This window comes from Rhodococcus wratislaviensis (genome assembly GCF_900455735.1).
Taxonomy (GTDB): domain Bacteria; phylum Actinomycetota; class Actinomycetes; order Mycobacteriales; family Mycobacteriaceae; genus Rhodococcus_F; species Rhodococcus_F wratislaviensis.
Genome location: NZ_UAUI01000001.1, coordinates 348,982 through 374,569, shown reverse-complemented (window position 1 = coordinate 374,569; position 25,588 = coordinate 348,982). Strand labels below are relative to the sequence as shown.

The following is a 25,588-nucleotide window of genomic DNA, read 5'->3' as shown; positions in this document are numbered from 1 at the left end:
GCGATCGAGACCCAGGTTTCAGTCAAGCCCCTCAGCCGAGCTCCTGACAAGGGTTGACGGGTCCGACCCATCGACCGGAAGACACGAGGCGCTCGGCGACGCGACCGTCCGTGTCATGGCCGCGCCCCTTCGAGTAGTGCTTCCTCGGCGGTGGCATTCGTCTCCCCGCGCATCACGTGCTCGTCCGAGGCGGCGGGACGCAGGTGTCCGGCTGTGCTGATTCGTACGGTGATCAGGGCGGCGAGGGAGAATGCCATGACGGCTGCCGCGAACGTGATGACGGCTGCGCTGAAGGGTACGAATTGGATCAGATAGCCCGTTCCCACGGGTAGCAGAGCCGCAGGAATGTAGCCGGCAATGTTCAATGCCGCGTTTGCTTCGGCGCGATGGTTCGAGGGGATTCGGGTGCCGATCAGCGTCAGTGCCGCAAGCTGGCCGAGGCCCTGTGCGGCACCGGCAAGAAGTGCGGCGATGACGAACAACGCCGGTGTCGCGGAGATGGTGACGCTCGCCGTCAGCGTCACCATCGAGACGAACGCTGCGGAGGAACTCAGCGCGAGATGGGTTCTGGTACGCAGGTGCGCAAGGGCGAATTGGATTCCGGTTGCTACCAGAAACATGCCGCATGCCGCCGCACCCGCGAGTAGCGGGCTGGGGGCGTTGATGCCGGTCGCGAGGACCGAGGGTCCGAGGGAGAGGAAGAAGGAGGTCGAGGTAATACCCGGGGCGAATGCAGCTGCTCCCCAGACGAGTTCACGGCGATTCGGGCGCGGAACGGAAGGCCACGACCAGAGACGCTCGACAGGACCGTCCGGTGCGAATCCGCGGTGGAGTGGCAGCCGTATCGCGACGACCAGTGTCAGCGCCGTCACTGTCAGCACGATTCCAAATATCCAGGACTGGGGTGTGTCGATGAGCTGGGAGAACGTCCCGGACAGAAGGGGGCCGAGTCCGGCACCGAATACCATTGCAGCGGAGGCGATCATGGATCCGGTCCGGTGCCGGTGATCGGGGGCGAGATCGATCGTAGCCGACATGCCCGCGGTGACGGCCGCGCCGACTGCGGCCCCCGCGAGCAGCCTGGCCGCCAGCAACCACAGTACGTTCGTCGCCGACAGGAAGAGCCCCGCTGCGGTGACCGCGGCGATCAGGCCTGGGACGAGCACAATCTTCCGCCCGTATCGATCGGCGAGCTTCCCTGCGACGAGAAGGGTCCCGATCAACCCGACCATGTACGCCCCGAACACGATCGTCAAGGTTCCCGAACTGAATCCCCATTCCGCTTGCCAGCGCGTGTACAGCGGAGTGGGCGCGTTCGACAGCACGAACACGGCCGTCACGGTACTTGCGGCGGCGAGTGACCACCCCAGTTCCCTCGGGCCGGCCGAAGTCTGTGCCATCGCTGTCTCCTCTTCCATGTGCAGTTCGATACTGGTCGTACCAGTACGATAATTCTCGTACATGATGGTACGACAAAATTCGTACTGGCGCTATGCTGGATCTATGACTGATCTTGCGCCGACCTATCGCATGAGCGACAGCGAAGAGCTTTCCCTGCCGATGCCGCTGCCTGAACCGGCGGCATCGGAGATACGTCTGGAGCGGGTCATGGGCGTTCTCGCCGACCCGCTGCGACTGACAATCGTCAATCGGCTCTTGACCGGCTCGGAGGAATACGACCACACCTGCGGTTGGTTCGGATTCGACCGGCCGAAGTCGAGCCTCACCCATCACTTCAAAGCGCTCAGGGAAGCCGGCGTCATCCGACAGCGGCAGCACGGGCTCGAGCGGCGCAGCCGAGTCCGCACGGAAGACCTCGACGACCGCTTTCCCGGTCTCGTGGCACTTATTGCGAACTGGCAGCCGGCCGACGCTGAGGCGGTGTGAGTGATTCGGAACCTACTCGGCTCCTGATCTGCTCACCGATTTCCTCGGTGGAGCAGGATTGTTGTCCGCGGGATGCGACGTGGTCCCGAACTGCCTGGTCGATGGTGTTCGCCTCATGCGACAGCCCGAGGTGATGCAGCATCAACGCTGTCGAGAGGATCGCGGCCGTGGGATCGGCGACACCTCGACCCGCGATATCCGGGGCACTCCCGTGTACTGGTTCGAACATGGCGGGATTCCTTCGTGAGCCGTCGATGTTCGCGCTTGCCGCCAGCCCGACACCCCCGCCCAGGGCGGAAGTGAGGTCGGTGATGAGGTCGCCGAACAGGTTGTCGGTGGCGATGACGTCGAATCGGGCAGGGTTTGTGACGAGATGCAGCATGGCAGCATCGACGAGCATGTGATCGACCTCGACTTCTGGATACAGCGTCGCCAGTTCGTCGGCAGCGCGCGTCCACAAGGAGCCGGCGAACGCGAGAACGTTCGGTTTGTGCACGATCGTCACCCGCTGCCGCCGGACCGCGGCGCGTTCGAACGCCTCGCGGAGAAGTCGATCGACGCCGAAACGTGTGTTGACGCTGACTTCCGTAGCGACTTCGTGGGGAGTTCCGACGCGGAGTGCGCCCCCGTTGCCGGTGTACGGGCCTTCGGTTCCTTCCCGAACCACCAGCAGGTCGAGATTCGCATTTCCTGCAAGCACTCGAGGCGCGCCGGGCATCGTCTTCGTCGGACGTAGGTTGATGTGATGATCTAGCGCGAAGCGCATTTCGAGCAAGATGCCACGTTCGAGCGTGCCGGCGGGAACGGTCGGGTCGCCGATCGCGCCGAGCAGGATCGCATCGTGATGCCGGATCTCGTGGAGTGTTTCCCGGTCGAGCAGGCGACCTGTTGCCCGGTAGTTTCGGGCGCCTAGGTCGAAGTAGCTGGTTTCGATGGCAGGGGCAACCTCGTGCAAGGTCCTGACTGCCTGGTCGATGACTTCGGGTCCGATCCCGTCCCCGGGAATGACTGCGATTTTCATCAGATCTCCGAACTTCGAACGCGGGATGGATTCCGCGTGGGATGAGTCGTCCAGCCCGGGTGCAGGCGTGCGGCGGGCGGACGTGGGCGTCGGTCCTGACGCTACCGCTCTGATCCACATGCTGGAACAGTCGTTCCGCATAATGAGATGGACGTTCTGATGTCGAACCCTCCGGACCTTCCGCCTCGGGTGAACGGGCAGTCGCAGAAGGCTTACATCCAGTCCGCGACATCGCAAACCGACCGCCCCGGATTGCGCTGTGCGGAAAGCTCGCTCGGTCCGCTATGGAGCGGGCGGTTCGGGCACCGGGGTGCCGTCCAGCCTTATTGACAAATTGTGAGGCAGTGCACATACTCGAAAGTGACACGGCGTACCGCTCAACGGCACAGATCGACGAGAGTCTGTGGGCGCCATGTCTCGCGAACCCCACGCCGCCCGCGTGTGATCGCAGGTCGAATAGCGACTTCCTAGAAAGGGAAAGGCCATGCCATTTGTGGACACGGAGAGGTTCACGGAGGCGCTCAACTTGGATCCCGAATTCAAGATTGCGGCGCGCTTCTGGAACGCCATTGTCCGGTTGGAGATCGGCGATGAAACCTACGTGCTGGTGATCCGTGACGGTCGACTCGATTCCATCGCGCCGCCCGAGGGCAACAACCTCATGACCGTTGCGCGGAACTACGACATCGAGATCTCCGCGCCGATCGAAGAATGGGGCAAGTTCTTCCAGCGGGTGCCTCGCCCGTTCTACCAGGACCTCTTTTCGGCGGTCACCCGACACAACTTCCGTTACGGCGGAGACATGAAGATGTTCTTCGCCTACTACGCCGCGCTCAGGCGACTGTTCGATCTCATGCGTTCCTACACCAACGTCGCCGAGGAGGCGAAATGACCACGACGAAGTTCGACAAGGCGGTCGGGCGGTATGTCCATCTCACGATCGACGACATCGAGTACCGGGTCTACTACGAGGAGAGCGGCTCTGGAATCCCGCTACTTCTCCAGCACACCGCCGGCTGTGACGGGCGCCAGTATCGTCATCTGCTCGAAGACGAGGAGATCACGTCACACTTCCGCGTGATCACCTGGGATCTGCCGTATCACGGGCGGTCGCTGCCGCCGCTCTCGGTGCGATGGTGGGAGCAGGAGTACAACCTGACCCAGGACTTCTTCATGAAGTTCGTCGTGGCCCTCGCCGAGGCCCTCGACTGCGAGGACGCGGTCTACATGGGTAGCTCGATGGGCGGCAATCTCGCTCCCGATCTGGCCCTGCACTACCCCGGCGTGTTCCGTGCCGTGATCGGGCTCGAAGCGGCGCTGCATTCGCCCGGCTACTACCTCGACTACTGGTTCCACCCCGAGATCAGCAACGACTCCAAGCCGGCGGCGATGTACGCGCTCACCTCGCCGACGGCTCCAGAAGTCGGCCGTAGGGAAACGACCTGGGTCTACAGTCAGGGGTCCCCGCCGGTGTTCAAGGGTGATCTCCACTACTACAGCGTCGAGCATGATCTTCGGGAAACGGCACAGAACATCGATACCTCGAAGACCGCGGTGTACATCCTCAACGGCGAATACGATTTCGCGACGGGACCGGAGGAAGCCGAGGAACTCGGTGCGCAGATCGAGGGTGCGAAGGTCGTCCCGATGGCGGGCCTCGGGCACTTCCCGATGAGCGAGGACGCCGCCCAGTTCTTCCGCTGCATCAAGCCGGTGCTGTGGGAAATCCGTGACTCGGCTGTGCCGTCGAAGGTGCTGTCGGCTACCCAGTAACCCACTGACCGGTTGCGCGGCCTGCGTTTGCTCGTGGTGGTCACGGGCGCGCGGCCGGCGCAACCCTCGCGGGGCCGCCGGCGAGCGAGTTCCTCCAACCTCGCCGTCGGCGGCTCCGCACCGCCCATCAGCTCTCGACTCGCGTCGATGGGCACGAGAGATCGAAGCCAGGATGGAAGTAGAGGTTCGGCGTGAACGAAGTCGTATGGGACGAGGTCTACGACGGCGGGTTCATCGGGCTGATCGGTCCACTGCTGCTGCGTCACGGTGAAGGCGGTGCACGGGAGTACGGACTGCGGTGCGAGGTCAAGCATCGAAACCTTCGAGGAGTCGTGCAAGGGGGACTGATCATGGCCTTCGCCGACCGCGCTCTCGGATCGACCGCCCTCGCCGAAACCGGCACGCAGAACATGGCGACCGTGCAGCTGAATGTCAGTTTCCTCGGTATCGTCCGGGTCGGCGACCTCTTGACGAGCTCACCCCGTATCGTGCGGCGCACGGCATCGATCGTCTTCGCGGACTCCGACCTGCGGGTGAACGACTCGGTGGTGGCCACGGCGACGGGCGTCTTCAAGATCCTCGCGGACAGTTCGCCGCCTGTCGGCGTCGGCGGGGCCGCCGAGAGTCGGCTTCGGTGAATCCGTAGCGGACACCAAGGCTGGACATTTCGACATACTGTGCCGATAATCGGCACAGTACGGAATGTTGCACCGCGGCGGAGCGGCGGTCGAGGGAGAGGAACAGTAGGTGCAGGGCATCGAACGAGGTTTGCGCGTACTCGAAGCTGTGGCGGAGAGCCAGCCGGTCGGGGTAGGCGAACTGTCACGCACCCTTCAGTTGCCGAAATCGACCGTGCAACGGACTCTTCAGGCGCTCGCATCCGCCGGCTGGATCCGCAGCGATGGGAGCGAGTACACAAGATGGAAGCTCACGTCGCGCGCACTGGCCGTTGGCCGGCGTGGCTGGGACAAGGGCGACTTGCGAACGGTGGCGCTCGAGCCGATGCGTGAGCTGCGGGATCTGACGAACGAAACCATCACACTCCAGGTCCGCGATGGTGCGGAGCGGGTGGTTCAGATCGAACGCATGGATTCCCATCAGGCGGTTCGCACCTTCATCAAGGTCGGCAGCACCTGGCAGCTACCGCACACGTCGGGGGGAATGGCGATCATGGCGCGGCTGCCGGACGACGAGGTCGACCGAATTCTTTCCAGTCCCATCCAGCAACTGACGCCGCAGACAGACACCGACCCCGAATCGATCCGAAAGAAGATCGAGGAGATCCGCAGCGTCGGATATGCGGTGAACGTCAATCAGAACCGGATGGGAGTGTGTGCCGTCGGGGCGGCTGTGCTGGGGGAGGGGGGATGCCCCGTCGGTGGCATCGGGATCTCGATGCCGGAGACCCGTTTCGACGAGCATCGTGTGCCCTGGTGGGGAAAGCAGGTCTCCGACACTGCAGCGAATGTGAGTTCATTGCTCTGATCCCGTCTGGAGCCGGTCGGGACGCCCTTATCTAACCCGTGGAGACGAACTTCGTTTGCCGTGTTTCCCGGAAACGCCCCCGTGCCTCACAAGCGGCACGGGGGCGTCGACTGTGGTGCCCCTCGCAGGTCCGGCGATTCGTCGGCTGGATTTGCGGTTCCCCGTGTCGGCAACTGTGCCCGAGAGGAACGTCCGTTCCTCTCGGGCACAGTTGCAGCGCCGTCACAGGCGGGCGGTGACCGTCTTGAGCTGGCAGTAGTGCTTGAGCGCCTCGAAGCCCTTCTCCCTGCCGAAACCGCTCAACTTGTAGCCACCGAACGGGGTTTCGACACCACCGGCGAAGTACTGGTTGATGAAGACCTGCCCCGCCTCGATGGCGCCGGCCACGCGATGAGCCCGGCCGTGGTCCCGGGTCCAGACCCCCGCGACGAGTCCGTAGTCGCTGTCGTTGGCGATCTCGACCGCCTCCTCATCGGAATCGAATCGGAGCACCGTCAGCACGGGGCCGAAGATCTCCTCGCGTGCCACGCGCATGGTGTTGTCGACGTCGACGAAGATGGTCGGCTCGATGAACAGCCCGCGGCTCAGCCGCCCGGTGTCGGCGACGTGTCCACCGGTAGCGACACGTGCACCTTCGCTGGGTCCGAGTTCGAGATACGAGCGGACCTTGTCGAACTGCCCTCGCGTGGCCAAGGATCCGATGTCCGGGTCCTCGATCCCCGGGGCGATGACCGTTGTCCTGGCGTGCTGAACGAGCCGGTCGACCAGGTCGTCGTGCACCGACGAATGCACCAGCAACCGGCTGCCGGCCGAACACACCTGACCCGCTTTGGTGGTGAAGGCGGTCCAGGCGCCCGCGGCGGCGGCGTCGAGGTCGGCGTCGTCGAAGACGATGTTGGGGGACTTTCCGCCCAACTCGAGAGTCAGCGGAATCAGTCGTTGGGCGGCCGCCCGCATGATCGCCCGGCCGGTCTCCACCGAGCCGGTGAAGACGATCTTGCGGACCTTGTCGTGGCCGGTCAGGGCAGCGCCCGCGTCGGCGCCGAATCCGGGGACGACGTTGAGAACCCCCGCGGGCAGTCCCGCTTCGACGGCGAGACGGCTCATCTCGAGTGCCGAGAGCGGTGTGTCCTCGGCGGGTTTGAGGACCACCACGTTGCCCATCGCCAATGCGGGTGCGATGGCCCGTGCGGCCTGGTTGATCGGCGCATTCCAGGGTGTGACGACACCGATCACGCCGAACGGTTCGTTGCGGGTGTACGAGAGGTAGTCGGGTCCCAACGGAATCGTTTCGCCGTGGACCTTGTCTGCCGCCCCGCCGTAGTACTCGAAGTATCGTGCGGCGGTCTCGATATCCACCTTCGACTGCGACAGCGTCTGACCCGTGTCCAGTGTTTCGATTCGGGCCAGTTCGTCCGCGTGTTCACGCAGTGTGCGGGCTACCTCGAGGAGAATGCGACCGCGAGCGGCGGCCGGGGTGTCACGCCACGAGCGGAAGGCGCTCTGCGCTACGGCAACTGCTGCCTCGATATCCTCCGCCCCGCCGAGCGCGACTTCGGCGATGACGTCGCCTGTGGCGGGATCACGAGTGGAGAAGTACTGCCCACTCTTACTGCGCTCGTCCTGTCCGCCGACGAACGTTTCGTAACGCTCTCGCATAGTGCTTCCTATTCCGAGTGGTGCATCCGGGTGTCCGGCCGCACCGCGGTTGTGCCGATAACCGGCACAGTGTTTCTGTTGATAGCTTGGTTCGTTCCCGCGATCGCTGTCAAGGGCCGCCGGATCGCGACATCCCGGAGGTGGGGTGTCGAAACTCCGGCGTGCGGGCTGAGGGTCCTCCCTGCATCGGGTGAACACCCAGCCCGCATCGGAGCTCGGCGGGACGAAAACCTCGATCCGCGTATCACGCAGCCGCCCAGCAGCTCTCATCCGGTCTCTCGGTGAGGGCGGCCGCTTGTCTTGCGGGTGGGAGGGCTCCCACCGGAGTCGACTACGCGTGTGGCAGCGGTCGAGCGGGTTGTTCGCCGCCGCGCACGTCGCCGTAGCTTCGCTTGGGAACGAGAACTTTCCGTCGGAAGATGCAGACGATCTGCCCGTCCTGCTTGTAGCCGCGGGTCTCGACGTACACGACGCCCCGGTCGTCCTTGGACTTCGAGGGCGTGACTTCCAGGACCTCGGTTTCGCCATAGATCGTGTCACCGTGGAACGTCGGCTTGACGTGCCGCAACGACTCGATTTCGAGGTTGGCGATCGCCTTGCCGGACACATCCTGTACGGACATTCCGAGCAGTAGCGAGTAGACGTAGTTGCCGACGACCACATTGCGACCGAATTCTGTTGTTTCCTCGGCAAAGTGGGAGTTGAGGTGCAACGGGTGGTGGTTCATCGTCAGCAGGCAGAACAGGTGGTCGTCATACTCGGTGACGGTCTTGCCTGGCCAATGCTTGTAGATTGCTCCGACTTCGAAATCCTCGAAGTACCGGCCGAACTGCATGTTCTGCTCTTTTTCCGTGGTCGTCACTGTTCACACACCGCTCTCTACGGTTTCGATTTCCGGCTTCCACACGTCGAGGCGTTCCATGGCGGCGGCGCGGCCCTGGCCGGCGATGACCAACGCCATCTTGCGGGACGCCTCGTCGATCATTTCGTCGCCGAGCATCACGGCGCCCTTGCGGCCGCCCCGGTCGGAGGTGAACCACTCGTACGCGGCGAGGATGTTCTCGGCGTGGTCGTAGTCGGCCTGAGCTGGACTGAAGGTGTCGTTGGCGGCGTCGATCTGGGCCGGATGCAGCACCCATTTCCCGTCGTAGCCGAGTGCGGCGGCCTGTCCGGCAACCCGGCGGAAGCCCTCGACGTTCCGGACCTGCACATACGGTCCGTCGATTGCCTGCAACCCGTTCGCCCGGGCGGCCATCAGGATCCGCATCAGCGGGTAGTGGAATGCGTCACCGACCCCATAGCCCGGTGGCTGCTCACCGATCACGAGCGACTTCATGTTGATGCTCGCCATGAAATCGCCGGGGCCGAAGATGATCGTCTCGGTACGCGGCGACGCGGCTGCGATCTCGTCAACGTTGATCAATCCGGCGGCGTCCTCGATCTGGGCCTCGATTCCGATTCGGCCTACCTCGAAACCCATGGTCTTCTCGATCTGGGTCAGAGTGAAGTCGAGCCAGGCGATCTGGGCAGCCGACTGCACTTTCGGAAGCATGATGCAGTCGAGATTCTCACCGGCACCTTCGACGACCTCGACCACGTCACGATAGGTCCAATGGGTGGTGAGATCGTTGACCCGCACCACACGAATCTTCGATCCCCACCCGCCTTCGTTGAGTGCCGACACGATGGTCTTGCGCGCACCAGGTTTCGCGAGTGGAGCACACGCGTCCTCGAGGTCCAGGAAGACCTGGTCGGAATCGAGGCCCTTCGCCTTCTCGATCATCTTCGGACTCGAACCGGGCACCGCGAGGCAGGAACGCCGCGGTCGTTGTGTTCTGGACATGATCTCCCTATCTTGTTTCTTCGAGCTGGAAGGCAGCTGTGGTGGTTTCGAACTGGGCCAGCACTTCATCGGTATGTTCGCCGAGTAGCGGTGCTCGCCGGAGGTGGGTCGGGGGCGCATCCGCGAATTTGATCGGAGTGTTGGCGATCGTCAGCGGGTGGGATACGCCGGGATGATCGACCTCGACCAGCATGTTGCGGGCACGCACGTGGGGATCCGCATAGATGTCCTCGATGGTATTGACCGGTGCCACCGGGACCTTGCCGCCGAGTATTTCCACGATCTGGTCCTTGGTCCGCGTGGTCGTCCACGCGGTCACCGCAGACATGGTGAAGTCACGATTGGCCAGTCGGCTGACGTTGTCCCTCGTGCGTTCGTCCGTCGCCAACTCGGGGCGTCCGATTACCGCGCAGAGTTGCTGCCAGTGATTGTTGCCCGGCGCGGCGATACTGACCCACCCGTCCGCCGCGGGCACGACATCGAACGGGCAGAGCAGGGGATGGCTGTTTCCTTGCCGGGTCGGCACATCGCCGTTGTAGGAGTGCTGGTACACGGTGCGTTCGCACATTGCCAGCATGGCGTCGTACATCGACACATCGACGAAGCCACCGACGCCGTCGCGGCGAGCACGGTGCACGGCCGACAGCAGGCCTATCACCGCAAAGAGCGCAGGCACGGTGTCACCGAGACCGGGACCGGTCTTGATCGGGGGGCGGTCGGGCTCGCCGGTGATCTCCATCAAGCCGCTGAGGGCCTGGACGGTGATGTCGTACGCAGGCCAGTCCCGCATCGGGCTGCTACCGGTGCGTTCGTCGCCGAATCCGCGGATCGCCGCGTACACCAGGTGGGGATTCTTCTCCTGGAGTCGCTCGTAGGACAGCCCGAGCCGGTCCATGACGCCGTGGCGGAAGTTCTCTACGACGACATCGGCGTGCGCGACCAGTTCGAGCAGCGAGGTGCGTCCCTCTTCGGTGGTGAGGTCGAGAACGACGCTGCGCTTGTTGCGATTGACGCTCTGGAAATACCCACCGAATGCGCGTAGTTCGTCATCCGGTGCGAACGGTCCCTGCTCTCGGATGAAATCTCCATGAGGGGGTTCGATCTTGATCACGTCGGCACCCAGATCGCCGAGGACCATGGTGGCGAAGGGCCCCGCCAGCATGGTGGTCAGGTCGATCACCACGACATCGCTCAGTGGCCCGGCGGCCGGCTCTTTCATCTTGCCTGCCTTCCGAGGATCGAATCCGAAATGATCTTCAGCTGAATTTCGGATGTGCCCTCGAAGATCTTGGTGAGCTTGGCATCCCGCCAGTACCGTTCGACAGCGAAATCGGTGGTGTATCCGGCACCGCCGTGAATTTGCAGAGCCTCACTGGTCACTCGTTCGGCCATCTCGGTAGCGAGGTACTTGACCATCGACGCTTCCACGGTATTGCGCCGGCCGGCATCGACTTCGGTGCACACCCGGTACATCAGCGATCGGGCCGCCTCCAGTTCGGTGGCCATGTGCGCGATCTTGAACCGAATCGCCTGGTTGTCACCGATCGGACGGCCGAACTGGACGCGTTGCCGCGCATACGCAACGGAGTCCTCGAGCGCTCCGCGTGCCACGCCGATGGCGCGGGCGGCGGTATGAATCCGGGCGGTCTCGAGATCGCCCATGGCGACCTTGAAGCCCTCGCCTTCGGGGCCGACCATGGAGTCACCCGCTGCGTAGGCGTTGTCGAACGACAACTCCCAGGTCTGCCATCCGTGATATCCGATCTTGCGTACCGGTGTGCCCGTCACTCCCGCGGGCAGCTCACCGCGAGGCTTCGGCATGATGAAACAGCTGATACCGCGCGATCGGTGGTCGCGGTCAATGGGTGACGTACGGGCGAATACCTGGAGGTAGTCGGCTCCGTCGGCAAACGTGCACCACATCTTCTGGCCGCTGATCCGCCACCCGTCAGCTTCCCTGCGGGCCCGAGTCGACAGCGCCGCCACATCGGATCCTGCATCGGGCTCGGACAAGGCAAAGGCGCTGAGGAAGTCGCCCGTGGCCATCCGCGGGAGGTACTGTCGGCGCTGTTCCTCGGTGAAACCCGCGGTGAATTGTTGTCCGCGAGCGATAAGGCTCGACACGCTCATCCACGCGCGGGCAAGTTCCTCGACGATCAGGGCGTACTCGAAGACCCCGAGGCCCAGCCCGCCGTATTCCTCGGGAATCAGAACACCGAAGAAGCCGAGGTCGGCCATCTTCCGGCGCAGTTCCATCGGAATTTCGCCCTTGACCGGATCGAGTTCGTTCGCCACGGGCAGCACTTCCTTGGCGGCGAACTCCCGCGCCATCGCCTGGATCGCGAGCCGCTCGTCGGTGAGATATCCGGCTCCTGACGACCCGAGGTCGTCAACTACAGCAGTCATGAGGCTTCAACCCTTCATCCGTGCCTCTATACGGCACAGTGTTCCGATATGAATCAGAATGCCGTACTGAAGCCGTGTTGGTCAACCCTCGGTCCGGTGAGCGTCCGCGGAATTGTCGTCCGTACTGGTGCGAGGTGTCGGTGCATCGACGTCGACCCGGTCTGCGTACTCCGATGTCGGTCGGGACCCCGACGTGAGCGGGGAGGATGGGCGTGCCGGGACTCGACGGAGTGTGCCGCTATCTGGCATAACGTGCCAACGTCCACTACGATGGTTCGCGGACGATCCCTCTGGATCGGCATGGAAGACAGCGCGTCGCGGCAATGAATGATGCCGAAGGGCGACAGGAACGGATCGGTGTGGGCTCATGGGCCGCGACAACGAAGAGGCGCCGGCGCATCGGCGGTTGTCCCACGCGCTGCGCGAGCAAATCGCTGCGGGCCAGTTCCACGGTGGTCGACAGCTTCCCACAGAGCTCGAACTTGCCGGAAAGTATGGATTGAGTCGGCAGACCGTGCGGCGAGCATTCTACGATCTCGTGGCGGATGGCCTGGTGTATCGCGTTCCGGGGAGGGGCACTTATGTCTCCGAACTGGGGAGTAGACGCCTCCGGCGGCTCGGACCGATTGAAGAACTGACCAATCTTCCCGCTGGTACCACAACAGAAATCGTTGCGCCTCTGCGACGGAGGGCCGACATCGAAGCCGCAAGCCGGCTACGCCTCGACAGTGACCTCGTCTCCACGATCGCGTATGTACGCCGCCACGCGGGAATCCTGTTCGCGATGACGACCGTCCATCTGCCGGATCTTCACGCGCAGCACCTGTGCGGCGGCGCGGGGACGGAGCCGGGCGCGATCGGAGTGCACACGATCATCGGTCTCTTGGAACCTCACCTGGCGTCTCCCGTTGTCGAACTCGTGCAGTCGATCACCGTGGCGCCGGCAGCCGAGGAGATCGCCCATCACCTCGACTGCCCCGCCGAGCATCCCCTGTTGCGCGCCGATCGCGTCTACTTCGATTCGGACAGTCGGGCAGTCGAGCTGGCGGTCAGCTACTACTTGCCCGAGCACTACACCTACCGAAACACCATCGGCAGAAGTTGAGGACGGGTGGCTGGGAGTGAAGACGACTCGCCCCGCCGTCCATGTACGCCTGGACTACGACGGCTCCTTCTCGGGCCGTGCGGCGGGCCCGAGAAGGAGCGAATCCGTAATATCTCCCGAGGACTTCGACCGCATGTCTGCGCGAACGTCAGCTATGCGGGCAGGGGAGAATGCCGATCAGGATTCTTCGCCCGAAATGTCGCTGCGAAACGTTTCCGGTACCGATATGGCGCCCACGAGCGTAACAACCGCAGTGGCCACGATGTACCACGGAAAGTACTGGGAATAACCGGAATTGGCCAGTGCGGTGGCCACAAGCGGGACCGTTCCACCAAAGATTGCCACCGAGAGCGAGTAGGGAAAGCCTAGGCCGCTCACTCGCACGTGCGGTGGGAAGTTTTCGACCATCACAGCTGACGTGATCGACGTGCAGAAGCTGAGCAACAGAAGCCCGACGAGCTGAATGCATAGGAGTACCGCAAAGTTCGAACTCGTGATCGACAGCAGGAAAGGCGTCACAATGATGGTGCCGATGCCGAATACGTACATGCATGGTTTACGCCCGTACCTGTCGGAGATGAGCCCGGCCACCGGCTGTGCGATCGTGTAGAGAATCAGCGTGATAATGCCGACCGTCATTGCGGTGGTGGCGGAGGCGCCGTTCTGGATCTGGAAGTACGTAGTCAGGTACGTAGCCCAAAAATATTGTCCAACACCCATTCCGGTTGCGATGGCAAACACGATGAGGGACTGTCTGGGGTAACGCTGCAGAGCATTGAGCGGGTTGCGGCTCACCGGTGCCGCGCCGTCGTCGGAGACGGTAGTTCCGAGCGTCTCCTGAGTTCCGCGGCGAATGTACCAGGCCACGACCGCGGCCAAGGCGCCAACGGCGAAGGGGATTCGCCAACCGTAGTCGCGCATCGCATCTTCACCGATGAGCGCGACGAACGCGGTGATGAAGGCCAGACATGCCAATTTCCCCATGCCCGACGCGACGAACATGAAGCTCGAATAGAAACCGCGTCGACCGTCGGGGGCGGATTCGACGATGAAGGCACCCGCAGTCGTGTACTCGCCGCCAGCGGACAACCCCTGCAGAATGCGGGCAACAGTGAGAATTATGGGCGCGGCGACACCGATCTGGCTGTACGTGGGGCAGACCGCGACGAGCAGGCTGCCGCCGGCCATGAGGCTGATGGTGAGACTCAAGGCTCGCCGGCGGCCGTACCGATCTGCAAAGAGTCCGATGAAGAGCCCTGCCAGCGGACGGGCGAGGAACCCGACGGCAAAAACGCCGAAGGCGCTCAGGAGCGGGACCAATCCCGAGGATTCGGAAGAGGGAAAGAAGGAAGTTGCGAAGTAGACCGCGAGGTACGAGTACGCGAGGAAATCGAAAAACTCGACCGAGTGCCCGATGGTGCCGGCAATCAGCTGTCGCCTCGGGTTCAAGATGGCCGGTTTATCGGATGTCTCTATTCTCATTGCGAAGTGTCTTTCTCTGAAGGCGTTGCGCGTGGTTCCGCAGGGCTTCTGGTTGCCTGTGGCTCGATGAGGTTCACGTCGTGGGCGAAGTTTTGAGGCACTGACCGTCCAGGGCCCGAGGCGTCGAACCCCGAATCGGGGAAGCTCCGCGATTGATTCGATCTCTGCAACGACCCTGGTGTGCTACATAACGGCACAGTGTTTCGGAAAATGAGTATCGTGCCTCGGATCACACTCTGTCAAGGTTGGTTCACGAGGATCATCTGCGGTGAAGTGTGCTGGCCTACAAGCCAGGTAGACGAGATGGCGGGCGCGGATACGCAAGGGCGGCTTCATGCCGAACCGAGGAACGATTGCTTTTCCTGTGTGCCGTTCAACGGTATGGTGTTCCATTGAATGCTCAGCTAGCGCACCGGGCGCTCCGGTGCGGAAAAGGAGTGGGCTATGGCGATTGCGCCGCACGAATCAACCAGTGTCAGCGCGCACGATCTCGCAAGGTGGGCCGCCGGCATCGAGCCGGGGCCCGCGGAACTCGAACTCGCTCGACGTGCGCTTGTCGATACCGTTGCAGTGACCCTTGCTGCAATGGATGATCCGGTAGCAGCGTGGACGGACGGTCTGCCTGCTGCGTTGCGTTGGGCAGCGGTCGGACACGTGCTCGATTTCGATGATCTGCACATACCATCCACGACGCACATCAGTGTGGTCTGCGTTCCTGCCACGTTGGCGGCGGGCGGCGGTGCGCGGGAGTATCTGGCGGCGGCGGGCGTGATGGCGCGTCTGGGTACTGCGCTCGGTTGGAACCACTACACGCAGGGATGGCACACCACCGCGACGGTCGGTGCCATCGCGGCTGCTGTTGCGGCGGGGCTGTCGCTGGGGCTCGATTCTGACGGTATCGCTATCGCGATGGCGCACGCTGTCCCCGGCGCAGGTGGCGTCCGCCAGGCCTTCGGTACCGCAGGCAAGTCGATGCAGGTCGGATTCGCTGCCCAGGCCGGTGTGCGAGCGGCCAGACTCGCCGCAGCCGGCGCGACCGCCGACCCTCGTGCAGTCGGTGAATGGTTCCGGCTCGTCGGAGGGCGGAGATCACCGCAGGTCGAAGGTCCCATCATTCCGGATGGTCTCGGGCTGAAGCTTCACCCGTGTTGCTACGCGCTCCAGCGTCCGATCGCTGCGATCCGGTCGCTGGGTAGGTTGTCGATCGACGACATCGCCCGCATACGACTGCACACTCCGCGCAGCGCGGTACTGCCGTTGATCCACAACTATCCGAGTTCGGGTCTGGAAGGCAAGTTCTCGCTGAACTACGGTATAGCGGCCGCCCTGCTGGACGGGTTCCCCGATATCGGGAGCTTCACCGACGCTGCCGTGCAGCGGCCGGAAGTTCGGAACATCCTCGACAGCGTCAGCGTGGTTGCCGAGCCCGTGGGGGAGGGTGTGCTCGATGGAGACTGCACGGTAATCGTCGAACTCCGTGACGGATCACATCTCGAGGCCGTGGTTGAACTGCCCACGGGCCATCCGGGCCGGCCGGCATCCGTCACAGATTTCGAAGCCAAAGTTCGAGGGTGTGTCGGTGACGAACGCGCAGCCGAGATAGTGGAGCTGGACTGGATTTCGGCAGCAGCAATGCTGCAACGTCTTCTGCCGGGCGGTGTCAACTGAGGAACCGGGACGGAAATCATTCAGTCCAAGCAGAATTCAGAATCACATCGACGAAGTCACCCCGAACGAAGCCGGGTACGAAGTGTGCCAGCACATCGGCCTTCACGTTGCCGAACGTGGTGTCCGGGCGGTCTTCGAGACCGCCCGTGAAGGCAGCGAGGATCTCGTTCTTGAAGTTCGGCCGCGGGTGGGAGGCAACGACGGCGGCGCGTTCCTCGTCGGTGATCGCGTCGTAGCCGATACCGAGTACGTCGAGTTCGACTCCCCGGGTGAGCAGCGCGATCTCCGGTGCCATATGCAGTGGAATCTCGGGCGTGGTGTGAAGTGCGATGCTCGTCCACACGGTGTCTGCCTCGTCTTCGCCGATTCCGTGGGAGCGGAGAAAATTGCGGGCCTCGTCGGCGCCGTCGATCTCGAATCGCTGATCCGTGCGGCGGTATTTCGTCGTGAGGCCGAGGTCGTGGAACATCGCTCCGACGTAAAACAGCTCGGGATCGAACGTGACCTTCTGGTGACGGGCTCGGAGGGAACCGAACAGGAACACGCGGCGGGAATGGTGGTAGATCAACGGGTTCGCGGCCTCCCGCACCAGTTCGGTTGCCTCGGTGACCAGGGCGGTGTCGGGAATGTCGATGCCTGCGACAGTGTCGGTCATGCGTTTCTCGCTTCCGGAGTAGTGGTCCGCGGGGTGCGGCTGCTCTACTTCACAGTGGCATCGTCAACCGCGGCGGAAACCGGCATTCCGGTCCACTTCCGCACAGATCGGGACATGCCCTGGCGGCTGCTTTCAGCGCTGGGTGGAGTGGAATCGCTGCCGATACGCCCGGGGCGACACACCGAGATGCTGGATGAAACTGCGTCGTAAGGTCTCCGGGCTGCCGAACCCGCTGTGCTGAGCCGCGGAAGTCAACGTGTGTCCTGCATCCAGCATGGCTTTGGCGGTGTCGAATCGGATCAGCTCCACGTACTTGGCCGGGGTGGTGCCAGCTCGTCCTGGAACAGCCTGGTGAGATGCCGGGGGCTGACGTTGGCGCGCGCGGCGAGTCGGGTGATGGAGTGGTCACCGGTGGGGTCTGCGGCCACGGCATCGACCACCTTGCGGAGCTGTCCGGTGCGGGGCCGCGGCCCGCGCAAGCTGGGGGAGAACTGAGACTGACCGCCGGGTCGCTGCAGGAACACCACGAGCGACTGGGCTACCGCTCGTGCCAGTTCGGTGCCGTGATCGCGTTCGACGAGAGCCAGGGCCAAGTCGATGCCGGCTGTGACCCCTGCCGAGGAGAAGATGGTGCCGTCCTCGACGAAGATGGCGTCGGGTTCCACGGTGATCCGGGGATACCCGCGCGCAAGGGTAGCGGCGTGCTGCCAGTGGGTGGTCGCGCGCCGGCCGTCGAGGAGCCCGGCCGCCGCCAGGATGAACGCACCAGTGCAGATCGAGGCCATCCGGTCGGCATCGCCGGCCAGCGTGGTGGCCGCACCGGCGAGTTCCGGGCTCACCGGCGTCGACGGAAAAATATCGCCGCCCATCACCAGCGCGGTTGACAGATGGCCTGTGTCCGCGGCATCGGCATCGACGGAAATCCGCATCCCGGTGGACGCGGTCACGTCGACCGCCCCGACAGAGCACAGCACCAACTCGTACGTGGCGCCGAGTCGATTGGCCTCCGTGAAGACCTCGGATGGACCGGCGACGTCGAGCATCTTCACGCCGTCGAACACGAGCACGCCGACACGGTGGGGCACATCCATGAGCTCATCTTCCTCGCATCGTGTTTCCATGGCCGGCAGGCTCGGACCCTTCCGTAGTTCCGGTGTTGACACCGGGGGTGCTGGAGGTCACAATTCGCATAGTTGACATGACTGTCACGTCATACTTTGTTCGATTGCCGAGGAGGCAGGATGACCACGTCCGTATCCGATATGCGAGAGCTGGGCCGACGGGTGAGCAACTGGGGTCGCTGGGGCGTCGACGACGAGCGGGGGACCACGAACCTCATCACGCCCGAGTGTGTCGCGGCCGCCGCAGCGTTGATTCGGACCGGCACGATCTTCGAACTGGGCATCCCACTCGACGGTGACGGGCCGCAGCCGGGAGGCAATCGGATCAATCCGATCCGGCTGATGGCCGAGAACGGGCAGGAGCAGGTGCTTCCCGGCGGCTTCAAATGGGCCGACGACTATGTCTTCATGCCGCTGCAGGCGGGCTCGCAGTACGACTCGCTGTCCCATGTGCACTACGACGATCAGCTCTACAACGGGCATCCGGGATCCGGCGTCACCGTCAAGGGTGCCGACAAGTGCGGAATTCATACCCAGGCGAAGGGGATCGCCGGGCGCGGCGTACTGCTCGACGTGGCCCGGGCGCGCGGTGTGGACTGGCTCGAGGCCGGGACCGCTATCACTCCGGACGAACTCGACGCCGTCGCCGCAGCTCAGAACGTCGAGATCGGTTCGGGCGACATCGTGATGATCCGCACAGGTTGGCGCGCAAAGTTTCTCGCCGATCACGACCCGGCGGGTTTCATGGCCGGTGAACCGGGTCTGAGTCTGTCGTGCGCGTCCTGGTTGCGCGAGCGCGACGTCGCGGTGGTGGGCTCGGACAACTGGGCGGTCGAGGTGATGCCCGGTGAGAACCCCGGGGCGTTGTTCGAGCTTCACATGGTGCTCATCCGGGACATGGGCATGACCCTTGCCGAGTTGCTCGACTTCGAGGAGCTGTCCGCCTCCTGCGCTGCCGACGGCATCTACGACTTCTTCTACGCCGGACCGCCCCTACAGTTCACTCGCGGTGTGGGATCGCCGATCAACCCCCTCGCGATCCGGTGAGCACCGATTCCACCGCCACCTCACCAGTACCTAGGAGAAACTGAATGCTGGTCAGCGACATCGTCGAGTACGGCGCGCGCAAACATCCCGGCCGGATCGCGCTGCGATTCGAGGACGAGGCAGTGACCTACTCCGAGCTGCGTGACCGCAGCAGAAGGCTTGCAGGCGCGTTGCTCGGCGTCGCGGCTCCGGGGGACCGGGTCGCAATCTTGTCCACGAACTGCACCGAATACTTCGACTGCTACTACGGTGTGCCGATGGCCGGGATGGCCTTGACCATCCTCAACTTCCGCTTGCATCCCGACCAGATCGCCGCGCTGATCGAGCACTCCGGTGCGACCGTGCTGATCATGGCCGCGGAGTTCGCCGGCACTATCGCACAGATTCGCGATCGAATCCCGTCCGTGCACACCGTGGTCTCCATCGGAACCGCCCCGGGACCCCTCGGCTGGGACGAGTTCGTGGGCGACGGGCCGGCGCCGGCGCCGGCGGTGCGGCCGGCACCGGACGACATTGCGTGGCTGGTGTACACGTCGGGCACCACCGGCACGCCGAAAGGTGTGATGATCAGTCATCGCAACCTGGTCAGCGGGATCACGTCGTCGGCGCTGCAGTGGGCACTGCCGGAGGACACGGTCTTCCTGTTCTGCTTCCCGCTGTGCCACGTCGGCGGGTACGTGACGTTGCTCAACCACCTGATGGGCTGCACCGTCGGCATTCTCCGCACGTACGACAATGCGACGTTCCTGAGTCTCGTGGAACGGTGGCAGGTCACGCAGACGGGCCTGGCACCGACCATGATCAACTTTCTGCTCCAGGATCCCGCGCTCGACGACCACGACCTCAGCTCCCTACAGGCAATCGGCTACGGCTCGTCGGCAATCCCAGCCCCAGTACTGCGTCAGGGGCTCGAACGCCTCCGCTGCGACTTCTACCAGGGCATGGGCATGACGGAGCTCGCCGGCAACGTGCTGCACCTCGACTACGACGCGCACCGGCGTGCCGCAAGTGGTGAGAGCGAACTACTCTCCGCCGCAGGCAAACCCATGCGCCTGGTCGACATCCGCATCGTCGACGACACGATGCGCGACGTGCCCACCGGTCAGGTGGGGGAGATGGTGATCCGCGGCGACCAGGTGATGACCGGCTACTGGCACGACGAGGACGCGACCGCCTCCGCATTCACCGACGGATGGTTCCACACCGGCGACCTGGTCCGCCGAGACGACGAGGGCTTCGTCTACATCATCGACAGAAAGAAGGATCTGATCATCAGCGGCGGGGAGAATGTCGCGTCTCTGACCGTCGAGCAGGCTCTCTACCGTCACCCCGCCGTCGCCGAGGCCGCGGCGATCGGCGTCGAGGACGAGACCTGGGGAGAACTAGTCTGTGCGGTCGTCGTTCTCCGTGAAGGCGCCACCGCCACCGCCGACGACATCATCACCACCTGCCGAGAACAACTCGGCGGATTCCAAGTACCCCGGCGGGTCGTCTTCATCGACACCCTGCCCAGGAACGTCACCGGAAAAGTCCTCAAACGAGACCTGCGTGAACGCTTCTCTCACGTAACTGTCTAGGCCCCACACAGCGCACGGCGGCGACGACTCCCGGTCGCCGTCGCTGCGCCCTGCCGAAAACCTGAGCCCGACTTACTTCGGGCTTCCACGCCTTCCACCATGGAGCGACCATGAAACGCATCCTCGCCGTGGGCCTGACAGCCCTGTGCGCCACCGCGTCCCTGAGCGCATGCTCGGGCCGCGACACTGCGACCGCCGCAGGTGACTGCGACCCGGGCATCACCGACACCGAGATCCATTTCGGCACCAGCTTGGTGCAATCGATCGCCGGGCCTCAGGCGACCGCGGCATCGGCCCTGTTCGACGAGTTGAACGCTACGGGCGGCGTCGCCATGGGTGATGGCAAGTCCCGCAAGATCGTCTACACCGCACTCGACGACGGGTACGACCCGGCGCGCACGGTCGGCAACGTCCGGTCGCTGGTCGAACAGCAGCAGGTGTTCGCGATCCAGAACCTGATCGGCACCGCGTCGACCCTCGCCGTCGTCGACTATCTCGCGCAGAAGAACGTCCCGCTGGTGTTCCCCATGACCGGCACCGACGAACTGCTCGCCACCCTCGACAGACGGCCCGTGGTCGCCGGTGCGGTCAACCCGCAGACCGGCTGGGAGGTCGCCGAGCGCGCCGAGCAGATCCTGCGAGATCACCCGCAAGCGAAAGTCGGGGTGCTGTATCCGAACGACAGCATGGGCAACGGCAGCCTCGCGGCCTTGACATCCGCCCTCGACGGCAGCGGTGCGCGAATCGTCGCGCAGCAGTCGTACGAACAGACCACACCGTCCGTGGATTCCCAGGTCGTCAACCTCGCGAACTCCGGGGCCGACGTGTTCGTCAACTTCGCCACCGCCAGCTTCGTGACACAGTCCCTGAAGAAAACTCACGAGCTGAGCTGGAAGCCGGAGACCTACATCTACTCCGGTGCCACCGACACCAACTTCGTCCTGGCCCCGGCCGGTCTCGACGCCGCCGAAGATGTGCACTCCTTCTCCTGGATCTACGACGCCAGCAGCACCGACCACGACCAGCGACCGGGCATGCGCAACTGGCGGGCATTCGCCGAGCGGCACGCCGATGCGATCAAGTCCACCGACACCATCGCGGCGACCGGGTACAACACTGCTCAGCTGCTGGTCGCCGCCCTCGAACAGATGAAGGGGTGCACCCGCGCCGATCTGCTCGACTCCGTCCAGAACCTGCACGGAGTCACCACGGACCTGTCCATCGACGGCGTCACCTTCGATACCAGCGCGGACTACCCGTACGCGATCACCTCGATGGCTCCGATGACCTTCCGCGATGGCAGCTGGCACTACGACGCTGTGGTCACCCGCAGCACCGACCGATGAGCGCCGGGCCCCCGGATGTGCCCGCGCTGCAGGTGAGCGACGTTCGCCTGCGGTTCGGCGGAGTCGTCGCCCTCGATGGACCGTCGTTCACGATCGAGCCCGGACAGATCGTCGGGCTGATCGGCCCGAACGGCGCCGGGAAGACCACCTTGTTCAACTGCATCAGCAGGCTGTACCAACCGGATTCGGGACAGATCACCTTCGGGTCCACCGATCTGCTCGCGCTGTCGGCGGACGCTGTCGCCGACGCCGGAATCGCGCGCACGTTCCAGAACATCGGCTTGTTCCCGACGCTCTCGGTGCTCGACAACATCCTTACCGGGGCGTACTCACGCACCCGGGCAGGTTTCCTCGCCACCGCGTTGGGACTGCCGCGCACCCGCCGGGAGGAGGCCGACGAACAGCAGGAGGCCTGGGCGCTGCTCGAATCGATGAATCTCGAGCACGTCGGCCGCGAACTGGCAGGCAACCTGCCCTACGGCACGCTCAAACGGGTCGAGCTCGCACGCGCACTGATGCAACGACCCCGACTTCTGATGCTCGACGAACCGGCGAACGGCCTGATCCACGAGGAGGTCCTCGAACTCGCCGACACGGTCCGACGCCTGCGCGACGAACGGGGATTCTCGGTGCTGCTCGTCGAGCACCACATGGCCATGGTGATGTCGATCTCCGACCGCGTGGTGGTGCTGAACTTCGGGCAGAAGGTCACCGAGGGCGAACCGGCCGAGGTCGCTGCCCATCCCGAGGTCATCGAGGCATACCTGGGCGGTGCCGCATGAACATGCTCACCGTCGAAAACCTGCATGCCCGGTACGGGCGCGCGGAAGTGCTGCACGGCATCGACTTCCAGGTGCCGGCAGGGCAGGTGACCGTGGTACTCGGCGCGAACGGCGCCGGGAAGACCACCATTCTGCGATCGATCTGCCAGTTGGTGCGTACCACAGGGCGCATCACCCTCGACGGCCGCGACGTCACCGGCATGCGCACCGACCGGATCGCCCGACTCGGCGTGGCCCACGTCCCCCAGGGACGAGGCACGTTCGGAGATCTGACGGTGGAGGAAAACCTCCGCGTCGGTGGATACACCACTTCGGTCGCCGCCACCGACCGGGCGATCGAGCACTGGTACGACTTCTTCCCGCGGCTACGGGAACGACGTCGGCAACAGGCGGGCGGGCTCAGCGGCGGTGAACAACAGATGCTCGCGATCGCCCGGGCCCTCGTGGCAGGCCCGCGGTTGCTGCTGCTCGACGAGCCGTCCCTCGGCCTGGCACCACGCATCACCCAGGAGGTATTTCGCGTGCTCGGCCGGATCAGCGAGGAAACCGACACGACGATCCTCGTCGTCGAACAGAACGCGCATCTGGCCCTCGACATCGGGACGTCCGCGGTGCTCGTCGACGCAGGTCGTGTCGTCACCCAACGCGCCGCCGCCGGATTGGCCCACGACGAGTCGGTGCGACGCGCCTACCTCGGCTACTGAGCACAGGAGAGTGGTCATGGATGTATTTCTTCAACAGTTGGTGGACGGGCTCACGTGGGGCGCACTGTACGGCGCGTTCGCGTTGAGCATCGTCCTGGTCTACCGAGCCTCCGGGATCGTCAACTTCGCGCAGGGCGAGATGGCGATGTTCTCGGCTTTCTTCGCGTGGCAGTTCCACCAGTGGGGTGCGCCACTGCTCCTCGCTGTCCTCGGCTCGATGGTGGTGGCCTTCATCGGTGGCGCCGCCGCCGAACGAGTACTGATCCGGCCGCTGGCGTCCTCACCGAACCACATGCCGTTGGTCATCATCACACTCGGCCTGATGCTGGTACTCAACAGTGCCGCAGGGTGGATCTGGGGTGTGCAGAGCAAGGAGTTCCCGGCGATCGCCGCCGGACGGGTGCTCACCCTCGGTCCGGTCGCGGTCTCCCAGCAGTCACTGGTGATCGTCGGCGCCGTCAGCGTGGTCGCGGCGCTGCTGTTCGTCCTGTTCCAACGCACCAAGGTCGGATTGGCGATGCGGGCGGCGGCCGCCAACCCCGACTCCGCGCAACTGATCGGGGTCCCCGTCGGCCGCATGCTGATGATCGGCTGGGGCCTCGCCGCGGCCGTCGGGGCCCTCGCCGCCACCCTCGCGGCGCCGCAACTGTTCCTGCAACCGAACATGCTCGTCGCCTCGCTGATCTACGCATTCGCCGCCGCCGTCCTCGGCGGCCTCGACAGCCCGGTCGGCGCTCTTGTCGGCGGGTTGTGCGTAGGTGTCGCGGAAAATCTTGCCGGAACCTACGTTTCCTGGATCGGACACGATTTCAAACAGGCCGTGGCGTTGGCCCTCATCCTCGGGGTGCTGCTCCTCAAACCCGAGGGCCTGTTCGGTGCGCGGAAGGTGGCCCGGGTATGAGAATTATCGAACTGCTTCGCCGGCCCCGCGCCGAACTCGAACCACCGCGGTGGCTGGCAAGGGCCACAGTCGCACTGGTGGTCCTCGTAGCGGCGGTGGCACCGCTGGTGTCGGCGCCGTACGTCAACTTCGACCGCTCCATGGTGCTGGTGTACGTGGTGGTCGGCTTGGGGCTGAACCTGCTGACCGGCAACACCGGTCAGATCTCGCTCGGCCACGGCTTCTTCTTCGCCGTCGGCGCCTACCTCAGCGCGGTGCTGGTCGAGAACCACGGCGTCCCGTACCTGCTGCTCCTTCCGATCGCGTTCGCGGTCTGCTACGTCATCGGGTACCTGTTCGGTCTGCCCGCCCTTCGCCTGTACGGACTCCAGTTGGCGCTTGCCACGCTGGGTCTGGCGCTGGTGACCCCCGCGGTGATCAAGCGGTTCGAACACGTCACCGACGGGCAGGCGGGAATCAACATCGCCGGCGCCGAACCGCCCGGATTCAGCGGGCTCGAACGCGACCAGTGGGTGTACTACCTGTGCCTGGCGGTGGCGCTGATCGCCTACCTCGTCGTGCGACGGCTCTCCACGGGCCGGATCGGGCGATCACTGATCGGAATCCGAGACTACGAAGCCGTGGCCACCACCCTCGGTGTCCCGGCCACCCGCACGAAGACGACGGTGTTCGCGCTCAGCGCGGCCCTCGCCGGTGTGGGCGGCGTGCTGTACAGCTTCGTGGTCCAGTATGTCGGCCCCGAGGCATTCGGGCTGCCGTTGGCGATCGCCTTCATCACCATGATCGTCATCGGCGGCCTCGGCACCGTTCCTGGCGTCGTGTTCGGTGCGTTCTTCGTGCAGTACGTGCCGCAGTGGACAGCGGAGATCAATCAATCGGCGGCGGGTATGACCTATGGGGCGGCGCTGATCGTCTTCATCTTCGTCCTCCCGTACGGGGTGATCAGCCTGGTCCGATGGGCGCTGGGGCCGCTGGTGAGCAGGATTCCCGGAACCCGTCGACACACCCGGCCGGCGATGACGGCCGACGAGGATCCGCGGGAACTGGCAGTCTCCCACTGACGACCGACATCGGCTTCGTCGAAAACAGGCAGTGCCCGGCGGACGGATCCGCCGGGCACTGCCTG

Annotated in this window: 23 protein-coding genes and 1 pseudogene; 14 read left to right on the top strand and 10 right to left on the bottom strand. The window is 64.3% G+C overall.

The window, feature by feature from the left end:
• Positions 1-113 precede the first annotated feature (113 nt).
• Positions 114-1,400 carry an MFS transporter gene (locus tag DTA22_RS01740; protein ID WP_112298843.1) on the bottom strand — a complete coding sequence of 429 codons (1,287 nt, stop codon included), beginning with the start codon at positions 1,398-1,400 and terminating at the stop codon, positions 114-116.
• A gap of 103 nt (positions 1,401-1,503) precedes the next feature.
• Here DTA22_RS01740 and DTA22_RS01735 point away from each other — a divergent pair, with 103 nt between their 5' ends.
• Positions 1,504-1,887 (top strand): ArsR/SmtB family transcription factor, encoded by a 384-nt coding sequence (locus tag DTA22_RS01735; protein ID WP_037239412.1) that lies wholly within the window; start codon positions 1,504-1,506, stop codon positions 1,885-1,887.
• Here the strand turns inward: DTA22_RS01735 and DTA22_RS01730 are convergent.
• Positions 1,847-2,908, bottom strand: a complete 1,062-nt coding sequence (locus DTA22_RS01730; RefSeq protein WP_112298324.1) for a 3-isopropylmalate dehydrogenase — start codon at positions 2,906-2,908, stop codon at positions 1,847-1,849. The two genes, DTA22_RS01735 and DTA22_RS01730, sit on opposite strands and share 41 nt — an antisense overlap.
• Positions 2,909-3,392: 484 nt before the next feature.
• On the opposite strand from DTA22_RS01730, the gene DTA22_RS01725 reads away from it, so the two are divergent.
• The 4 genes from DTA22_RS01725 to DTA22_RS01710 all read left to right on the top strand — a co-directional run bounded on the left by DTA22_RS01725 (position 3,393) and on the right by DTA22_RS01710 (position 6,166).
• On the top strand, positions 3,393-3,800 hold the full coding sequence (locus DTA22_RS01725; protein ID WP_112298323.1) for a hypothetical protein: 408 nt from the start codon (positions 3,393-3,395) through the stop codon (positions 3,798-3,800).
• The gene (locus DTA22_RS01720) at positions 3,797-4,681 is read left to right on the top strand and encodes an alpha/beta fold hydrolase (RefSeq protein ID WP_037239421.1); all 885 of its coding nucleotides are present in this window, start codon (positions 3,797-3,799) and stop codon (positions 4,679-4,681) included. Before DTA22_RS01725 ends, DTA22_RS01720 begins: the two co-directional genes overlap by 4 nt.
• A gap of 191 nt (positions 4,682-4,872) precedes the next feature.
• The gene (locus DTA22_RS01715; RefSeq protein ID WP_112298322.1) at positions 4,873-5,319 is read left to right on the top strand and encodes a PaaI family thioesterase; all 447 of its coding nucleotides are present in this window, start codon (positions 4,873-4,875) and stop codon (positions 5,317-5,319) included.
• Between the two features lie 109 nt (positions 5,320-5,428).
• Positions 5,429-6,166, top strand: coding sequence for an IclR family transcriptional regulator (locus DTA22_RS01710; RefSeq protein WP_037239426.1), 738 nt, complete (start codon positions 5,429-5,431; stop codon positions 6,164-6,166).
• A 222-nt stretch (positions 6,167-6,388) separates the two neighbouring features.
• Here the strand turns inward: DTA22_RS01710 and DTA22_RS01705 are convergent, their stop codons facing one another.
• The 5 genes from DTA22_RS01705 to DTA22_RS01685 all read right to left on the bottom strand — a co-directional run bounded on the left by DTA22_RS01705 (position 6,389) and on the right by DTA22_RS01685 (position 12,074).
• Positions 6,389-7,825, bottom strand: a complete 1,437-nt coding sequence (locus DTA22_RS01705) for an aldehyde dehydrogenase family protein (RefSeq protein ID WP_037239428.1) — start codon at positions 7,823-7,825, stop codon at positions 6,389-6,391.
• 331 nt (positions 7,826-8,156) lie between these two features.
• A complete protein-coding gene (locus DTA22_RS01700; protein ID WP_217999473.1) occupies positions 8,157-8,687 on the bottom strand; it encodes a MaoC family dehydratase in 531 nt (176 codons plus the stop codon).
• A gap of 3 nt (positions 8,688-8,690) precedes the next feature.
• On the bottom strand, positions 8,691-9,668 hold the full coding sequence (locus DTA22_RS01695) for an HpcH/HpaI aldolase/citrate lyase family protein (RefSeq protein ID WP_037239430.1): 978 nt from the start codon (positions 9,666-9,668) through the stop codon (positions 8,691-8,693).
• A gap of 7 nt (positions 9,669-9,675) precedes the next feature.
• Positions 9,676-10,887, bottom strand: coding sequence for a CaiB/BaiF CoA transferase family protein (locus DTA22_RS01690; RefSeq protein WP_037239432.1), 1,212 nt, complete (start codon positions 10,885-10,887; stop codon positions 9,676-9,678).
• Positions 10,884-12,074: an acyl-CoA dehydrogenase family protein gene (locus DTA22_RS01685; protein ID WP_037239438.1), complete on the bottom strand. Its 1,191-nt coding sequence runs from the start codon at positions 12,072-12,074 to the stop codon at positions 10,884-10,886. The genes DTA22_RS01690 and DTA22_RS01685 overlap by 4 nt, the downstream gene beginning before the upstream one ends.
• A gap of 367 nt (positions 12,075-12,441) precedes the next feature.
• On the opposite strand from DTA22_RS01685, the gene DTA22_RS01680 reads away from it, so the two are divergent.
• A complete protein-coding gene (locus tag DTA22_RS01680; RefSeq protein WP_037239440.1) occupies positions 12,442-13,179 on the top strand; it encodes a GntR family transcriptional regulator in 738 nt (245 codons plus the stop codon).
• 177 nt (positions 13,180-13,356) lie between these two features.
• Here the strand turns inward: DTA22_RS01680 and DTA22_RS01675 are convergent, their stop codons facing one another.
• Complete coding sequence (locus tag DTA22_RS01675; RefSeq protein ID WP_112298321.1) at positions 13,357-14,661, bottom strand: MFS transporter; 1,305 nt, start codon at positions 14,659-14,661, stop codon at positions 13,357-13,359.
• A 585-nt stretch (positions 14,662-15,246) separates the two neighbouring features.
• Between DTA22_RS01675 and DTA22_RS01670 the strand changes: the two genes are divergently transcribed.
• Positions 15,247-16,329 carry an MmgE/PrpD family protein gene (locus tag DTA22_RS01670; RefSeq protein WP_235214349.1) on the top strand — a complete coding sequence of 361 codons (1,083 nt, stop codon included), beginning with the start codon at positions 15,247-15,249 and terminating at the stop codon, positions 16,327-16,329.
• A 16-nt stretch (positions 16,330-16,345) separates the two neighbouring features.
• Here the strand turns inward: DTA22_RS01670 and DTA22_RS01665 are convergent, their stop codons facing one another.
• Entirely contained in the window at positions 16,346-16,984 is a 639-nt protein-coding gene (locus tag DTA22_RS01665) for an HD domain-containing protein (protein ID WP_112298320.1), read from the bottom strand.
• A 132-nt stretch (positions 16,985-17,116) separates the two neighbouring features.
• Positions 17,117-18,075 (bottom strand): annotated as a pseudogene (locus DTA22_RS01660) (GlxA family transcriptional regulator).
• Positions 18,076-18,225: 150 nt separating this feature from the next.
• Between DTA22_RS01660 and DTA22_RS01655 the strand changes: the two are divergent.
• The 7 genes from DTA22_RS01655 (at position 18,226) to DTA22_RS01625 (ending at position 25,523) form a co-directional block, all read left to right on the top strand.
• Positions 18,226-19,152 (top strand): cyclase family protein, encoded by a 927-nt coding sequence (locus DTA22_RS01655; RefSeq protein WP_112298319.1) that lies wholly within the window; start codon positions 18,226-18,228, stop codon positions 19,150-19,152.
• 44 nt (positions 19,153-19,196) lie between these two features.
• Entirely contained in the window at positions 19,197-20,729 is a 1,533-nt protein-coding gene (locus DTA22_RS01650; protein WP_112298318.1) for an acyl-CoA synthetase, read from the top strand.
• 110 nt (positions 20,730-20,839) lie between these two features.
• Entirely contained in the window at positions 20,840-22,075 is a 1,236-nt protein-coding gene (locus DTA22_RS01645) for an ABC transporter substrate-binding protein (RefSeq protein ID WP_112298317.1), read from the top strand.
• Positions 22,072-22,857, top strand: coding sequence for an ABC transporter ATP-binding protein (locus DTA22_RS01640; protein WP_112298316.1), 786 nt, complete (start codon positions 22,072-22,074; stop codon positions 22,855-22,857). The genes DTA22_RS01645 and DTA22_RS01640 overlap by 4 nt, the downstream gene beginning before the upstream one ends.
• Positions 22,854-23,561, top strand: coding sequence for an ABC transporter ATP-binding protein (locus tag DTA22_RS01635; protein ID WP_112298315.1), 708 nt, complete (start codon positions 22,854-22,856; stop codon positions 23,559-23,561). The genes DTA22_RS01640 and DTA22_RS01635 overlap by 4 nt, the downstream gene beginning before the upstream one ends.
• A gap of 16 nt (positions 23,562-23,577) precedes the next feature.
• A complete protein-coding gene (locus DTA22_RS01630; RefSeq protein WP_112298314.1) occupies positions 23,578-24,462 on the top strand; it encodes a branched-chain amino acid ABC transporter permease in 885 nt (294 codons plus the stop codon).
• A complete protein-coding gene (locus DTA22_RS01625; protein ID WP_112298313.1) occupies positions 24,459-25,523 on the top strand; it encodes a branched-chain amino acid ABC transporter permease in 1,065 nt (354 codons plus the stop codon). The genes DTA22_RS01630 and DTA22_RS01625 overlap by 4 nt, the downstream gene beginning before the upstream one ends.
• Positions 25,524-25,588 lie beyond the last annotated feature (65 nt).

Bases quoted from the DNA above. Each gene is read 5' to 3' on its own strand.
- DTA22_RS01740 (WP_112298843.1), bottom strand. From the start codon at position 1,400: ATGGCACAGACTTCGGCCGGCCCGAGGGAACTGGGGTGGTCACTCGCC.
- DTA22_RS01735 (WP_037239412.1), top strand. From the start codon at position 1,504: ATGACTGATCTTGCGCCGACCTATCGCATGAGCGACAGCGAAGAGCTT.
- DTA22_RS01730 (WP_112298324.1), bottom strand. From the start codon at position 2,908: ATGAAAATCGCAGTCATTCCCGGGGACGGGATCGGACCCGAAGTCATC.
- DTA22_RS01725 (WP_112298323.1), top strand. From the start codon at position 3,393: ATGCCATTTGTGGACACGGAGAGGTTCACGGAGGCGCTCAACTTGGAT.
- DTA22_RS01720 (WP_037239421.1), top strand. From the start codon at position 3,797: ATGACCACGACGAAGTTCGACAAGGCGGTCGGGCGGTATGTCCATCTC.
- DTA22_RS01705 (WP_037239428.1), bottom strand. From the start codon at position 7,825: ATGCGAGAGCGTTACGAAACGTTCGTCGGCGGACAGGACGAGCGCAGT.
- DTA22_RS01695 (WP_037239430.1), bottom strand. From the start codon at position 9,668: ATGTCCAGAACACAACGACCGCGGCGTTCCTGCCTCGCGGTGCCCGGT.
- DTA22_RS01690 (WP_037239432.1), bottom strand. From the start codon at position 10,887: ATGAAAGAGCCGGCCGCCGGGCCACTGAGCGATGTCGTGGTGATCGAC.
- DTA22_RS01685 (WP_037239438.1), bottom strand. From the start codon at position 12,074: ATGACTGCTGTAGTTGACGACCTCGGGTCGTCAGGAGCCGGATATCTC.
- DTA22_RS01680 (WP_037239440.1), top strand. From the start codon at position 12,442: ATGGGCCGCGACAACGAAGAGGCGCCGGCGCATCGGCGGTTGTCCCAC.
- DTA22_RS01675 (WP_112298321.1), bottom strand. From the start codon at position 14,661: ATGAGAATAGAGACATCCGATAAACCGGCCATCTTGAACCCGAGGCGA.
- DTA22_RS01670 (WP_235214349.1), top strand. From the start codon at position 15,247: ATGGATGATCCGGTAGCAGCGTGGACGGACGGTCTGCCTGCTGCGTTG.
- DTA22_RS01665 (WP_112298320.1), bottom strand. From the start codon at position 16,984: ATGACCGACACTGTCGCAGGCATCGACATTCCCGACACCGCCCTGGTC.
- DTA22_RS01655 (WP_112298319.1), top strand. From the start codon at position 18,226: ATGACCACGTCCGTATCCGATATGCGAGAGCTGGGCCGACGGGTGAGC.
- DTA22_RS01650 (WP_112298318.1), top strand. From the start codon at position 19,197: ATGCTGGTCAGCGACATCGTCGAGTACGGCGCGCGCAAACATCCCGGC.
- DTA22_RS01645 (WP_112298317.1), top strand. From the start codon at position 20,840: ATGAAACGCATCCTCGCCGTGGGCCTGACAGCCCTGTGCGCCACCGCG.
- DTA22_RS01640 (WP_112298316.1), top strand. From the start codon at position 22,072: ATGAGCGCCGGGCCCCCGGATGTGCCCGCGCTGCAGGTGAGCGACGTT.
- DTA22_RS01635 (WP_112298315.1), top strand. From the start codon at position 22,854: ATGAACATGCTCACCGTCGAAAACCTGCATGCCCGGTACGGGCGCGCG.
- DTA22_RS01630 (WP_112298314.1), top strand. From the start codon at position 23,578: ATGGATGTATTTCTTCAACAGTTGGTGGACGGGCTCACGTGGGGCGCA.
- DTA22_RS01625 (WP_112298313.1), top strand. From the start codon at position 24,459: ATGAGAATTATCGAACTGCTTCGCCGGCCCCGCGCCGAACTCGAACCA.